Source organism: Methyloceanibacter sp. wino2, from assembly GCF_003071365.1.
Classification (GTDB): Bacteria; Pseudomonadota; Alphaproteobacteria; order Rhizobiales; family Methyloligellaceae; genus Methyloceanibacter.
In genome coordinates, this window is sequence record NZ_CP028960.1 from 1,797,558 (window position 1) to 1,812,097 (window position 14,540).

Sequence of the window (14,540 nt, forward strand, 5' to 3'; positions counted from 1 at the left end):
CGTGCTCAGCGCCTTCTTCATAGACCGTCCCAAATTCGCGTTCGTCATCGCCATTGTGACCACGCTTGTCGGCGTGCTGGCTCTGATGGTGCTGCCGGTCGCACAGTTTCCCGAGATTTCTCCGCCCCAGGTACAGGTGACCGCAAGCTATCCGGGCGCGAATGCGAGCGTGGTCGCCGAATCCGTGGCCGCGGTTATCGAGGAGCAGGTCAACGGCGTCGAGGGGATGAGCTATATGTCGTCCCAGAGTACGAACGACGGCAGCTATACGCTCACGGTGACGTTCGGCATCGACACGGACGGCGACATCAACCAGGTCAACGTGCAAAACCGTGTTGCCCAGGCCTTGCCGCAGCTTCCCGAGGAGGTGCAGCGCCAAGGCGTCACGACGCAGAAGACGTCCACCACGATGCTCATGGTGGTGTCGATCTATTCTCCGAAGGGCACCTACGACAGCATCTTCCTGTCGAACTATGCGAGCATCAATGTGCTCGACACCTTGGCGCGGACACCCGGGGTCGCGCAGGTCAGCAATCTCGGCGCGCGCGACTACAGCATGCGTGTTTGGCTCCAGCCCGACCGGATGACGAGCCTTGGATTGACGGCGACCGACGTCATTTCGGCAATTCGCGCACAGAACATTCAGGCGGCGCCCGGAGCGCTCGGTGCCGCGCCGACCTCGCCGACACAGCAGTTCCAGTACACGCTCACCGCTCAGGGGCGTCTCGATACGGTCTCCGAATTCGAGGAAATCATCCTCGTGGCCAAGCCCGATGGCACGGTGGTCACCCTCAAGGATGTGGCGCGGGTGGAGCTCGGGGCGCAGAACTACGGTTGGTTCGGCGAACTGAACGGAAAGCCAGCCGCGCTCCTCGCCGTGTATCAGCTCTCCGACGCCAATGCGCTCAACGTGGCCGATCAGATTCGGGCGGAGATGGAAGTCTTGGCGCAGCGCTTTCCCGACGATGTCGCCTACCAGGTTACCTACGACACCACGCTCTTCGTGACGGCGTCGATCAAGGAGGTCGTCGTCACGCTGTTCCAGGCCTTGGCCCTGGTGATCTGCGTGGTCTTTATCTTCCTCCAGGATTGGCGCTCGACGCTCATTCCGGCCATCGCCATCCCCGTCTCGCTGATTGGTACGCTGGCATTCCTGCTGGCAATGGGGTTCACCATCAACACGATCAGCCTGTTCGGCCTCGTGCTCGCCATCGGCCTCGTGGTGGACGACGCGATTGTCGTGGTGGAGAACGTGCAGCGGCATATCGCCGACGGACTCGAGCCGCGAGAGGCGACGAAGGTCGCCATGCGGGAAGTCACGGCTCCGGTCATCGCGACCACACTCGTCCTGCTCGCCGTGTTCGTTCCGTCCGCCTTCACGCCGGGCATTACGGGCCGGCTGTTCGTCCAGTTCGCCGCGACGATCTCGATCTCGGTGCTGTTGTCGTCGATCAATGCCCTCACGCTCAGCCCTGCGCTCTGTGCCGCCGTTCTGAGGGAGCCCAAGAAAGCGACCTGGGGACCGCTGGCCTGGTTCGAGAAGGGACTGGAAAAATCGCGCAATGGCTACAACTCAATCGTCCGCCATCTGATCCGCAGAACGATCCTCGGTCTGGTGATCATCGCCGGCATGATCGGTGCGACTGCTTTCCTCGGCATGACCACCCCAACCGGGTTCATTCCGCAAGAAGATCAGGGCACGGTCTATGTCAATGTAAGCCTGCCGGACGGGGCCGCCCTGCCGCGGACGGCCCAAGTCATGAAGCAGGTCGAGAAGATTCTCGAGGACAACCCCGGCGTAGAGAACATCATCTCGGTCGGCGGCTATTCAATTCTGCAAAGCACCGTGATGCCGAATGCCGCGTTCCTGATCGCGGTTCTGAAGCCGTGGGACGAGCGGACGACAAAGGAACTCAGCCTGCGTGGAATCATGGAATCGATCGGCCCGCAATTCGCCGCCATACCTCAAGCCACGATCATTCCTTTCGTGCCTCCCGCCATTCCCGGGCTCGGCAACACAGGCGGCTTCGAGTTTGTGCTTCAGGACACCCAGAACCGGCCGGTGGGGGATCTCGCTTCGGCGCTCAACGGGTTCATCTACACCGCCAATGGCGATCCCGTACTCACCGGCGTCTTCAGCACGTTCACGGCGAACTCGCCGCAATACTTCGTCGATCTCAATCGCAAGCTGGCCGAAACCAAGGGCGTCAGCGCGGAAGACCTCTTCACCGTGCTCAATGCCAATATCGGTACGTACTACGTCAACGACTTCAACAAATTTGGCCGGGTCTATCAAGTCTACCTCCAGGCGGAGCAGGACAAGCGGGAGAAACCGACCGACGTCGGAGACCTCTACGTTAAGTCGACCAACAACGCGATGGTCCCCGTCCGCACGCTCGTGACGCTGGAGCCGTCGCTCGGCCCCGACACCATCCAGCGCTACAACATGTTCAACTCCGCCACCATCAACGGCAACGCGGCGTCCGGCTACAGTTCGGGCCAGGCGCTCGACGCGATGGATACGCTGGCCGCAGAGAATCTGCCGGACGGCTATACCTATGAGTGGACGGGCATGTCCTACGAGGAGGTCAAGGCGGGAGCGGCCGGCAATGCGGTGTTCCTGCTCTCGATCATCTTCGCCTATCTCTTCCTGGTCGCGCAGTACGAGAGCTGGACCATCCCCATGGCGGTCATGCTCACAGTCGTCTTTGCCGTCTTGGGCGCGCTGCTCGCCTTACGCTTCACCGGTATCGCGCTCAATACCTACGGTCAGGTCGGTCTGATCCTACTCGTCGGTCTCGCGGCGAAGAACGCGATTCTGATCGTTGAGTTTGCCAAGGAGAAACGGGAGGCGGGCGAACCCATCGTACAAGCCGCCGAGGAAGCCGCGTCCTTGCGGTTCCGCGCCGTTCTGATGACGGCCCTGTCCTTTATCCTGGGCGTGCTGCCGCTTGTTCTGGCGACCGGCGCGGGCGCAGCTTCCCGTGTGTCGGTCGGCGTGACGGTGTTCGGCGGCATGCTGTTCGCAACCGTGATCGGCGTCAGCTTCATCCCGTTCCTCTATGTCGAGTTCCAGCGTTTGCGGGAGTCCGTCAAGAAGAAGAGCGGCGACACCCCGACAACCTCTGAAGGCTCCGATACGCCGGGCGGACCCGGAACCACGCAAGACCCGGCCCCGCAGCAGACCTAAGTCATGCACTTCGAGATCATCATCGGCGGCGCCATGATCGTCATTACGACGGTCATCCAAGGCGTGTTCACCATGGTGGGCGTGGAGTACATGCGCGACTATGCCGACCGGCACAACGAGCCCGCGCTCATCTGGTCGACGCTCCGGCTGGCGGTCTTCGTTCTGTGGCTGTTTCTCGCCACGATAATCGAGGTGTGGGTCTGGGCGGTGCTCTATATCTCCCTCGACGCCTTCGACTCCTTCGAGACCGCGCTCTACTTTTCGACCGTGACGTTCACCACGCTCGGCTTCGGAGACATCGTGCTCGAGGATAAATGGCGGCTGTTGTCGTCGTTCGAAGCCGCGAACGGTCTACTGATGTTCGGCTGGTCGACGGCGCTGGTGTTCGTCGGCGTACAGTGGACGTTCGAGAACCGGGCTCAGCATCGCCGCAAGCGGACGCCGCACAATTAGCCCCGCGCCGAGCCCGTCGCCGTTCCAATTTTCCTAAAGTCCGACGTCAACCTGGCGGATGAGCGTCGACGTCAGAACACGCGTTGGAGGACGTAAATAGTGTCGCCTGGCTGGACGGGATAATCGGTCGGCACCATGACGGTCGACATGACGCCGTCGAATTTGCGCGTGAGGCGGACGAAGCGCTGCTTGGCGCGCGGCGTATAGCCTTCGGCGATGGCGACCGCGTTCTCCACGGTCAGACCCTGGGCGAAGGGATACTGGCCCGGCCGCGTGACCTGTCCGAGGATGTAGAAGGGCCGGTAGGTGATCACCTCGGCGGTGACCTTCGGGTCCTTGATGTATTGGCTGCGCAACCGGCTCGCGACCTGGCGCGCGAGCCCGTCGGCGGTGAGCCCCCGCGCGCGGACCTGTCCGATCAGGGGGACGGCGACGGTGCCGGAGGCGCTGACCGTATAGACGTTCGAGAGATTCTGCTGCCCGAACACGATGATGCGGACGCGGTCGCCTGCATCGAGCGTGTAGTTGGCGTGGGGCACCACGGGGACGCCGGGCGGTGCGCGGCCTGCGCCGGGTGGAAACAGCTGGCCGGGCCACGGTAGGGGCGCCGGCGTGGAAAGAGCAAGATCCGGCGTTCTCAGCCCCGGGATGGCGCCGCCCTTGCACCCCGACAGGCCGCCCGCCATGAGGACGAGCAACAGGGTGAGGATCTTCTTGGCACTGACCGTGATACGGCACGTGGTCATACAAGCGGCTCCAGGACGTCGGCGAACGACGCCGACAGACAACGTCGATGTGTCCCGAACCTACCCTCGGCATGGTTAATAAATGCTGAGCGGATGTCCCAGTATGATCGGACCGGCCTATAGCGGTGCCGCCGCCGGGGTCGGCAGAACCGTCGGATGGCCACGCGAAAGGCCAATGGAATTCCGGAGTCCACGCGGAATTAACGGCCTTGTGGCTAGAACCGTGCTCCAAGCCGGTCGTCCGAACCCGGCGCAATCTGTCGTACACAAATTTCAGTCACTCGGTCGGAGCGCCTGTCGTTCCGGATCCCGTCACAGGGCAGGCGAGTGTTGGGGCCGAGGAGGGTCCGTATGATTGAATTCGAACAGCGAGGCGCGTTCGACTTTCGCTCCGATGAGTACGAACAACTCTTCGCTCAATCATCGGCCACCGCTTTCCAGCACCCTATATGGTTGGACCGGGTCTATACGCAGCTGGTCGCGCCCAGCGGCGCGAAACCCCTGATCGTAGCCGGCCGAGCGCGTGCCGATCAGAAACTGAAGGTCGTCTTTCCCCTGATCCGGCGGGGGCTGGGCCCCGTCGCGACGGTCGGCTACGCCGATATGGGCGTGAGCGACTACAACGCGCCGATTGTCGATCTGTCTCTGCAGCCAAAGCTCGGGGACCAGCCGAACATTGTTGGGCTGTTGAGGCATGCGATCCGGCCCGCCCTACTTGGACGCCTGCAGAAGATGCGCGGCGACACACTCGAGAGCCTCGGGCTCCGTCAAATTCTGCCTTCGGACTTCATGGGGTTCCATTCCCATGAGGTTCAACTGCACGGTCCGTATTCCGCATGGCGCAAAGACGCACTCAGCAAAAGCTTTGTCCGCTTCCTGGATCGAAAGGGCCGTGCCTTGGCAAAGATGGGCGCCGTCGAGTTCAAGGAACTGACGGACGCCGAATCGATCGGCGACGCCTTCTCGGCCCTCAAGTCGTTCCGCGAGGACCGCTTGCCCGACGATCCCCTCAAGAACGAGCGCTACTTCAACTTCTACAAGGATGTCGCCGTTGAGGGGTGTCGGTCCGGATTTGCCCGGACTCAACTGCTGACATGCGGCGGTGAAGACGCGGCCATCGTCTTTGGCCTGTCCCATGGCGGGCGGTTCCACCTCTTGCTCACAGGGTTCAACTTCCCGGCGTTCCGCAATGTTTCCGCCGGCAAGCTGATCATGGAGCATTCGATCGAGGCTGCCATCGACCGCGGAGAAACGGTCTATGACTTCACGATCGGCGACGAGGCCTACAAGACGGAGTTTGGGACCCGGGCCTTGCCCATGTACACGGCCTGGATAGGCCCCGGTCCGCTTGCAGCTCTCGCAAGCGCAGCCTCCGGGGCATTGGCAGAGCTGAAGCGCATCAAACGGACAAGGTCTTTGAAAAAACGCGCTTGATCCCGCCGTGAGCGCCGGATCTGGGGGATGTTCTGCGGTCCAGGTCGACGCTCGACCGCCGCCATCGTCGGTCCTTATCGGCACCACTGCCCCAGACCGGAACCGGCGGGCGGCCGGACTTATCATTTTGGGACAGGTTACCGATTATTAAAATCGGCCGCGCTGGGCCGGATTTTCTCAAAAAATGCATTAATAATCAGATTGTTATGAGCTCCGTCGGCGGACGATTTGTCACCTTCCAGGGGCGTGGCCGCCGGGCGTACATCTTGCACTGGTCCCTCCTGAGGCCCAACTCTCGACGGTTCGAGAGGGATCAACTAACGCCGTACCAAGCCATGTCCGACACGCTAACCGTCAAAACCGACCCGGTGCCCGACACCTCGCGGTCGACTCGCCCGTCGTACCGAGTGCCCCTGCTGCTCGGGCGCACGCTGCGCGCGCTTTGGCCGCTGGCCGATGCCCTCGTTATCGTGGGTCTCGCAGTGTTGTCGGGGCTTGCCTATCACTGGGCCATCTACGGGCAAAGCGGTCCCGTGTTGTCGTATTTTCACCTTGGCCTCGGGGTCGCGGGCCTGCGCCTGGTTCTTCGTCAAGCCAAGTCCTATGACCCGTCCAAACCCAAGGGCACGCTGCGCTACGAGTTCTATCTCTGGAACGCGACCTTCCTCGGCATCATCGTCATCGCCTTCTTCATGAAAGTCTCGGCGGATTACTCGCGTGGCGCTGTCGTCCTTTTTTACGTGGTTGGCCTGCCGGTCCTGGTCACGTGGCAGTCGTTCTGGCGTCGCTCCATTCGCGAAGGCTACAGCTCGGGAGCGCTGGCGGTTCATCGCGCGCTTCTGGTGGGCACGCCCGACAGGATCGCAGAGTTTCGCAACCACCACCGGCCTGCGGATCTCGGGCTTATTGTCAGCGGCGTGGTGAACTGGCCCGAACATGTTCTGGCGGACACGGCTCTCGGCCGGGCCGCTCTGGAAGATGCGATTGGGCACACCATCAAGCGGGTCCGGCAGTCGGACGTCGAGGAGGTCGTGATCCTCGTCCCGTGGTCCTACGTGAACGCGATCAACACGATTGCGGAAATGTTCAAGATGGCGCCGGTGAGAGTTCGCTTGGTTCCCGAGACGATTATGGATCGCTTCTTCCAGCTGCCGATGTCGCGGCTGGGCTCACTGGCGACGCTGAACTTGGCGCGGCCGCCGCTGACGGTCCTGGAAGTTCTTGCGAAACGCACGGTCGATCTAGTGGGCGCCACCGTCGGACTGATCCTGGCGCTGCCGGTGTTCATCGTCGTCGCTGTGCTCATCAAGCTGGACTCCCCCGGTCCGGTGCTCTTCCGGCAGGGACGCCTGGGCTCCAATCAGAAAGAGTTCCAGATCTACAAATTCCGTACGATGACCACCACCGAGGACGGCGCGGAAGTCAGCCAGGCCGTGAGTGGCGACCGGCGTTTCACCAAGATCGGGCAATACCTTCGGCGCTGGAACCTCGACGAGCTGCCTCAGCTGGTCAACGTCCTTCGGGGAAACATGTCGCTGGTGGGGCCGAGACCCCATGCGACCACGCACGACCGGGACTTCGAAAACCTGGTGGCGTCCTACGCGCGGCGCCACAACATCAAGCCCGGTATTACTGGTTGGGCTCAAGTGAACGGTTACCGGGGGCCGACGGACTCGATCGAGAAAATCGAGGGGCGTGTCGATCACGATATCTACTACATCGACAACTGGTCGATGCTCTTCGACTTCTACATCCTTCTGCTGACGATCGTCTCGCCGCGAGCCTATCGCAACGCGCTATAGTCGCGGCCGCCCACACTCAACATCCCGTGCCGCAGCCCTCCGACCGCACGCGCGCCACTTGCTCTTGCAGCGACGAATAGAACTCGGACGGCGGCGCGGACCAGACCTGGTCTCCCACGAGATAGAAGGGGACACCCCTGATTCCAAGCTCGCCGGCAAGCTGCTTGTTTGCAGCGAGTACGGCCGAAATCTCGGGGTCGTTCATGTCTCGCTCCAGGCGGGACCGGTCGAGACCAAGTTCCTCCGCGATTTTCAAGGCCCGAAACTTGGACGCGCGCCCTTGGATGGTTTCAAGGCGGCGATGCAGTTCCTGCGCCCCGCCTTGGCGCTCTGCGGCAAGAACAATACGCGCGACGTCCTGCGAGTCCCGGCCAAGCACTGGGAGGTCCTTCAGGATCAGCTTGACCTGTCCGTCCTCGTCCGTCAGCCGTACGAGTTCGGGGGCGCCCGCCCGGCAGTCGGGGCAGTTGTAGTCGTGGAAGGCGACGATGCTCACGTTGCCGTCAGGATTGCCGACAACGAGGCTGGCTGGGTCGCGATAGAGCTCTTCCGTATGCGCCGCGGCTGCACGTTCGCTGCGCTCGGTGCGCGTCAGCCGCTCGATAGCGACGACCCCTACGGCGATGACGCACAGGGCAAGGCCGAGGCCGATCAGCCCGAGCACCCATTTGCGGCGGCAAGGGACCAGCCCCAAACAGCGCGCCGGGGTTTGTCCCGATGCACGCTCCTTGTGCGCATTGGCTTCGGTCTCATGCGGATGCTGGATCATGGCGCCTCTCAATAGTTGGCCGTACTCGCGGCTTCTCGAGCAATTCGCTGCCGGTTCCGGGTTTATTTGCCGTTAACCGCCCATGGCGTCATCCCCAGGCGGTGCGCGCAAGCAGGACCTTAAGACGTGCCCGTTTTTGGCACAGGGTTCGGCAGGCAATACTTAACTTGTTGCCGCCATTCTTATCGATGACAGGTTCCTGGCCGACTAGTAGAATGGCGGGGCCTCACCAAGGCCAATCTTTGTGGGACTTCCGGGTAGGCACAAAGCCTATGACCGACGAGGAGCGTGTGTCTCGCGTGAATCAACATCTCAGAGTCGCCCGCGATTGGCAGGCTGCGCCCGAGCACGCCGTTTACGAGACGGAAGACTACTTGGAGCCGGAAGAATCTTTGGAGTCCGAGCCGATTTCGTTCTACTCAACGTTCGTTGGCCCGCGCCTTTGGACCATTCTCGCTTGGGGGCTGGTCGGAGCGGTCGTGGCCGTGGTTTTGGGACTGCTGCTGCCACCGAGCTACAAGGCGACAGCACAGCTCTATTTCGATCCCCGCGATCTGCAGGTCCTCGAGAACCAGGTAACCCCTGAGACCGAGGCGCAGAATATCGGCACGACGCTTGTCAGATCGCAGGCGTTGGTCCTGCGGTCCGACAACCTTCTGAGAAAGGTCGTCGCGGAGCTCCATCTCGTGGACGATCCCGAATTCAACGGCACGCCGCAGACGATTTTTGGTGAAGTCGCTCAGGCTCTGAAGTCCATCATCGCGCCAGGAGGCGAGGACAACAGCCCGGCCGCTGTGGAGGCCGTGACGCTGGAGAATTTGCGGCGCGCGATCGGTGTCGATCTAATCGACCGTTCTTACATCATCGAGGCATCCGCCACTGCCGACGAGCGGTCGAAGGCCAGCGAGATCCTGAGTGCGCTCGTGGACGCGTTTCTCAAGTATCAGGAGGAATCGCGTTCCGATGTGGCGAGCCGGACAAGCCTCGACCTACAGGGCGGCATCGAGAGACTGCGCCTGAACGTCGAAAAGATCGAACAGGAGATCGAGGACTACAAGGCCGAGAACCAGCTGACCGGCGTCGGTGGCCAGATTGTCTCCGAGCGGCAGTTGTCCGAACTCAGCACGAAGTTGATCGATGCGCAGGCCGAGACCGCACAGGTCAAGGCCCGGTTCGACGCGGTGCTTGCGGCGAAGGGAGACCTCGGCCGGCTGCCCGAAGCCGTCGCCTCGGATACGCTTCGTGAACTGCGCGGACTTCTGGCGCGCCTCGTCCAACAAAGGGCGGTCCTTGAGGCGCAGTTGCAGCCGTCCCATCCGACCATGCGTTCCTTGCGGGACAGCGAGGCGCAGTTGAATTCGGAAATCAAAGCCGAACTCACGCGGATCAGTGAGTCTCTTCGCGTCGACTACCAGCGCGCCAAAGAGAATGAGGACGCCGTCGCCAAACTCGTCGATGCGGAACGTGAGCGTCTCAAAACGGCGAACCAGGCGCAGATCACTTTGCGCGGCATGGAGCGGCGGCTGGAGACGGCGCGTCAGCTTTATCGCGACGCCGACACGCGTGCCTCTCAAGCCCGAGAGCAGGCCGAGCTGAACACGGCCAATGTCCGCGTCATTTCCGATCCCAGCACGTTGCGCAAGAAAGTCTTCCCGCCGCCGACTCCGCTCCTGGCAGCGATGGGCCTCGTCTTCGGCCTGTTCATCGGCTTCGTCATCACCAATTGGCGCCTGCTGCTGTTTCGCGGCCGTGGCCGCGACTCCGACGTGGTCGACTACGCCCAGTACTGAGGCTTGCGGCATGCAAGCGCCAGGATTTGCGCGCTAGCGTTTCCGCGCGAAGTCCATCAGCACGCGCGTCTGGGGCGGGATCACGGTCGACGGCAGGTAATCGAGCTTGAATGGAAAATCGTCGGGCCACCACGGTCCTGCCGCCCACGCCGTCCACCCGATCCAGACGTCGCGGTTTTCGGAGATGTGCACCAGGAGTTTCTCGAGAGCCTGGAGATTGACGGGATCCGGGCTGGGGCCGAATTCGCCTAAGAAGGCTTTGCGATTGTTCCGGCGAGCCCAGGCATCGAATTCGGCTATTCTCTCGAGCCCGATTGTCGGTGAGACGGCGTCTCCGGTTCGTCCCGACGAGTCCCCGTCGAAATACTGGTGAACCTCGATCGCCGTGTAGCCGATGGGATCGACGAGGTCGGAGAAGATCTCGTTTCCGCCCTGCCGCCATAGATGAGCGCTGGTCCACATCGTTCCCGGCGCCAGGATCATGTTTGTCGCGTCGGTCCGGCGGATGGCGTTGATGCAGGCTTGCGCAATGTCGAACCAAGCTTGCGCCGAGATATCGACCGGCTCGTTCATCAGTCCGTAGATGACCTGCTTGGACGGTGCCCGCCGGATCAGTTCGAGCCAGAACTGGATAAAGGCGTCCGTTGGGACTTCCGGCGTGCCGATGAAATGCTGCGTGCTGAATCCATCGGCACTGATCCGCCGCTTGGCGTTGTTGTGCGGATCGAGAATGACGTGCAGCCCCTCATTGAGCGCGCAGACGAGGACCGTTCTGAGGCGCTCCCATTCCTCGGCATCGAAGTCCGAATAGAGATCCGGCTGCAGCCGTTCCCACAGGAAAGGCAGGCGGATCACGTTGAACCCGAGACCGCGGTAGTAGGAAATCTCCTCACATGTCGGGTAGGTGTAGTTGGTGCCGAAGACGCCGGGGACGACGTAGCCGAAGTCCGCGCCCGCCATGTTGACGCCCGCCAGGAACGGCGTGTCCGCCCACCGGTTGACGTGTCCGCCCGCCGCTGCGGCGCATGTCCTGACGAGGCCCCCGGACGACAGCGCACAGCCTGCTGCTGCGGCCAGCAGGTCCCGCCGGCTTGGGTTAGGCTGCTTCATGACGGGGTACAGGGCGAAGCGGCACCCGGGGACGCACGCGAACTTCGCTTGTGACAGGTCCGGCCAGCACGCCATAGAGGAACCACAGCGGGGCCGCCGTCTTGATGCTGACGAAGCTGTAGCTCACCAGCATGGCGAGGGCCAGGTAGAGCCAGATGCTGTTGAGGTAGTCGGCGCGCGCCCGCGTGCTGCCGTCGAGACTGACCACGGTCAGAATCCACAGCACGGCAAAGATGACGATGGAATGGGTGATGATCATGAACACGATCCCGCTGTCCGCCGCTTCCGGCACAAGGCGATCCGAGAGGCCGAAATAGTCGATCGGCTGCATTCTGCCCATGAGCTCGACCGTGTAGGCGAGGCGACCCGGCATGTCGTCGGCGCCGCTGTGCAGGTCCAGGACTCCGACAGCCAGAATCGCTCCCAGAATTACGAGCGGCAGGATGAAGATCGCGACATTGGGCACGACAACGCGCGTGAACACAGCCAACCCGAGGATCAGCGCGGACGTTGCGATTGCCTGGCGGCCATCGCTGGCCACGATCATCAGGATCACTGAAAGGCAAATGAACACCCGTTGCCGTGTGGTCAGATCGCGCCAAAACGCGAGCGCGAAGCAAACCACGACAAGCACGAAGTTTCCGAGCGAAACGGGCTCCAAGAAAATCGAGGACATGCGATGCAGCCCAAAGAACGGGATGAAGCGTCCCTGGTATCGCGTGGCGCTGACATAGAGGTCCGAGTCCTCGTACGTGAACTCTCCGAAGTCCATGCCGCGCGTCGCGATGTAGTAGTCCTTGACGTCGAACAGCTTGCTGAATGTGGATACGCTAATCGCTTCGAGGGCGATGCCTGCAATGACGATAGCGCATGCGAGCATCATCATCCGCACGGCGAGTCGCGAACTCGAGGCCATGCCAAGCACGACGAATGTCTGGATCAGGAGAAAGTCTCTGAAATATTTCAGCTCCACTTCTCCAATGGCGGCCATGCGGATGATGCTGAACAGCCCGACCAGCACGATAAACGCATACCAAGGCGTCATGTGGCGGTTGAAATGGACAATCGCATAGGCCTGCGCCCCCAGCACAAGCACGGCCTCGACGAGCATGACGTGCTGCGCGCTAAGCTTCGTGACGTTGCTATTGATGAAGGCGAGGACCGCGTTGAAGCATATCGCCGCCAGGACCAGGACGATGGGGATCACGGACTCTGTCCGTTCCTGTGGAGGCAGTCGTCCGCGCATGTCAGTTCGTCTTCGATGGTTCCGCGAGTGAGCGCCGCTGGGCCGTCTCACCGGCATCCAGACCCGGCCCGCTCACGATGTGGCGAGCAATGAACGGATCCGCGTGGGTTCTGAAACGCTCATATGTGCAGAGGCCCCAAGTTTCATACAGCAGTGGTCGCTCCATGGGAGCCTCCAAAGCGCGCCGCGGGTTCAGCGGTTGTAGAGCCTGGTCACCTTTCGTCAGGTAGGACCAAGCCAGCTGCGGTGCAAGCTTCAGCATGACGGACCCTTGAGATCGATAGTGTCGCAGCAGCAAGAGATAATCGAGGCGTTCGCGCCATCCCATCGGCCGCAAGGTCGCGGGCCCGTTGGCCTCGAGCGGTGCCGCAAACGACAGCCAGAAACCCAAGGTGGGCGCCCGATAGAAGGGGTACTGCCGGCTTTCCTCCAGGACGTTCAGGTGACGCGCCAAGGCCAATCCCACCAAGTGCGCCGCATCGTGATCGTGATGCCCTCCTTCCCAGGCCGGGACGATGACGCGCGTGACGTCCTCCAGGGTCTCGACCTCGGACAGCAGTTTGTCCCAGCATCGGTCGAGATTCTCCACGAGCGAGCCGTCCGGGATGTCCAGCTCTGTGCCAAGAAACTTGATGGCCTCGGTGTTGACCCCGAGCGAAGTGAGAACAGTCAAACTCTCCATGTTCCGCTGCTGGGGCGTGACGCCCGCCCAGGCGCCATTGGTCAGGTAGATACAGACCACGCGTTCCTTGCGCGCGACCGCGTCGGCGATCTCGTGAAAGACGCCGAAATCGTCATCCTGGTGCGCAAAGACGAAAACCGTGGTCACGATAGGACTTCCCGGAAAAGCTCTCCGTAGGTCTTCAGCATACGGTTATTGCTGTACCACTCCCGGAACTTTGGCGCGAACTTTTTGGCGCGCGCAATGACCTCTTGGTCGTCCAAAGCCCGCGTTAGCCCCTTCGCCCAAGCCGCCGTATCCCATCCGTCAACAAAGACCGCTGGAGAGTCCCCATCGAGAGTCAGGACCTCGCGCGTTGCCGGTATGGTGCTGGCGACCACAGGGATGCCATGCGTGGCGGCTTCGACCGTGGCGAGGCCGAATGTCTCACTCTTGGAGGCAGAGGCGAATAGGTCCGCGATCGCGTAGTAGTCCGCGAGTTTCGGTGCGGGGATGATCCCGAGGAAGGTCACGCGGTCCGCGACACCAAGGTTGGCGCTGAGTTTTTGAAGCGCATCCCTGGATTCACCGCCACCCGCGATCAGGAGGTGCGCGTCCGGAACCTGGGGCAGGGCGGAAATGATCGTGCCGACCGATTTCACGGGTGTTAGCCTGGACGCGACGAGCATGATCCGCGCGCCGTCGGGGACACCAAGGGCCGCGCGCATCGCCTCGCGATCAACCTTGGGTGCACCGTAAGTGACGCCATGAGGGATAACCCGGAATTTGCGGACGTAACATCGGGGATAGCCACCGAAGGCTTGGTTCGTGGCGCGCGAATTGATGATGATCGTCGAGTAGAATCCAAGGCTCCCAGCCAGCCAATCCAGGGCCCGCGGTATCGGATGCGTATCCTGCGGCATGTTCGATTGGTGCACGACTCGGGTAGGACAGCCCGTGAGCCGCGCCGCAACCGTGGCAATGACTGACGATGTCGGCTGGAAGGTCACGAGCATGTCGGCCCTGTAGCAGGCCACGGTCTTCGCCGCCTTGAGGATGCCGCGCAGTTTCGAAAGGCTGCCGATCGATGTCTTCGGATAGAGCCAGCACGTCTCGACATGCGCCCCTCGCTCCGACAGATACGGTGCGAGCGTCGACACGAGCTGCTCGACGCCGCCGCCGGCATCGGCGTTCACGACGAAGAGGACGCGCTTGCCATCCAGGATGTTGTCCCCCGTGGCAACGGGTGCCTGGCGCGCTTGCGGGTCTTCGGCCGGCGGAGCATCGTTTTGCGTTTGGGCGGTCAAAGTCCAATCTCCTTTCTGCACAAAGCGCGCGG

The 14,540-nt window shown here is 62.1% G+C and carries 11 protein-coding genes; 5 read left to right on the top strand and 6 right to left on the bottom strand.

Annotation, left to right across the window (positions count from 1 at the left end; genetic code table 11):
• Nucleotide 1 precedes the first annotated feature (1 nt).
• Together DCY11_RS08340 and DCY11_RS08345 are read left to right on the top strand one after the other, a co-directional pair.
• Nucleotides 2-3,190 (top strand): efflux RND transporter permease subunit, encoded by a 3,189-nt coding sequence (locus DCY11_RS08340; protein WP_108682502.1) that lies wholly within the window; start codon nt 2-4, stop codon nt 3,188-3,190.
• Between the two features lie 3 nt (nt 3,191-3,193).
• Nucleotides 3,194-3,643 (top strand): potassium channel family protein, encoded by a 450-nt coding sequence (locus tag DCY11_RS08345; RefSeq protein WP_108682503.1) that lies wholly within the window; start codon nt 3,194-3,196, stop codon nt 3,641-3,643.
• Nucleotides 3,644-3,714: 71 nt separating this feature from the next.
• Here DCY11_RS08345 and DCY11_RS08350 read toward each other — a convergent pair whose 3' ends face one another.
• Entirely contained in the window at nt 3,715-4,389 is a 675-nt protein-coding gene (locus tag DCY11_RS08350) for a polysaccharide biosynthesis/export family protein (RefSeq protein ID WP_108682504.1), read from the bottom strand.
• A 351-nt stretch (nt 4,390-4,740) separates the two neighbouring features.
• Here DCY11_RS08350 and DCY11_RS08355 point away from each other — a divergent pair, with 351 nt between their 5' ends.
• The gene (locus DCY11_RS08355) at nt 4,741-5,823 is read left to right on the top strand and encodes a GNAT family N-acetyltransferase (RefSeq protein WP_108682505.1); all 1,083 of its coding nucleotides are present in this window, start codon (nt 4,741-4,743) and stop codon (nt 5,821-5,823) included.
• A gap of 335 nt (nt 5,824-6,158) precedes the next feature.
• A complete protein-coding gene (locus DCY11_RS08360) occupies nt 6,159-7,625 on the top strand; it encodes an exopolysaccharide biosynthesis polyprenyl glycosylphosphotransferase (protein WP_159079894.1) in 1,467 nt (488 codons plus the stop codon).
• A 16-nt stretch (nt 7,626-7,641) separates the two neighbouring features.
• Here DCY11_RS08360 and DCY11_RS08365 read toward each other — a convergent pair whose 3' ends face one another.
• Nucleotides 7,642-8,394: a DsbA family protein gene (locus tag DCY11_RS08365; RefSeq protein WP_108683746.1), complete on the bottom strand. Its 753-nt coding sequence runs from the start codon at nt 8,392-8,394 to the stop codon at nt 7,642-7,644.
• 299 nt (nt 8,395-8,693) lie between these two features.
• On the opposite strand from DCY11_RS08365, the gene DCY11_RS08370 reads away from it, so the two are divergent.
• Entirely contained in the window at nt 8,694-10,184 is a 1,491-nt protein-coding gene (locus tag DCY11_RS08370; protein WP_159079895.1) for a GumC family protein, read from the top strand.
• 33 nt (nt 10,185-10,217) lie between these two features.
• Here the strand turns inward: DCY11_RS08370 and DCY11_RS08375 are convergent, their stop codons facing one another.
• The 4 genes from DCY11_RS08375 to DCY11_RS15515 are packed head-to-tail and all read right to left on the bottom strand — an operon-like array spanning nt 10,218 to nt 14,508.
• The gene (locus tag DCY11_RS08375) at nt 10,218-11,294 is read right to left on the bottom strand and encodes a glycoside hydrolase family 5 protein (RefSeq protein ID WP_159079896.1); all 1,077 of its coding nucleotides are present in this window, start codon (nt 11,292-11,294) and stop codon (nt 10,218-10,220) included.
• Complete coding sequence (locus tag DCY11_RS08380) at nt 11,281-12,540, bottom strand: hypothetical protein (RefSeq protein ID WP_108682509.1); 1,260 nt, start codon at nt 12,538-12,540, stop codon at nt 11,281-11,283. The genes DCY11_RS08375 and DCY11_RS08380 overlap by 14 nt, the downstream gene beginning before the upstream one ends.
• A gap of 1 nt (nt 12,541) precedes the next feature.
• A complete protein-coding gene (locus tag DCY11_RS08385) occupies nt 12,542-13,369 on the bottom strand; it encodes a PIG-L deacetylase family protein (RefSeq protein ID WP_159079897.1) in 828 nt (275 codons plus the stop codon).
• Entirely contained in the window at nt 13,366-14,508 is a 1,143-nt protein-coding gene (locus tag DCY11_RS15515) for a glycosyltransferase family 4 protein (protein WP_159079898.1), read from the bottom strand. The genes DCY11_RS08385 and DCY11_RS15515 overlap by 4 nt, the downstream gene beginning before the upstream one ends.
• Nucleotides 14,509-14,540 lie beyond the last annotated feature (32 nt).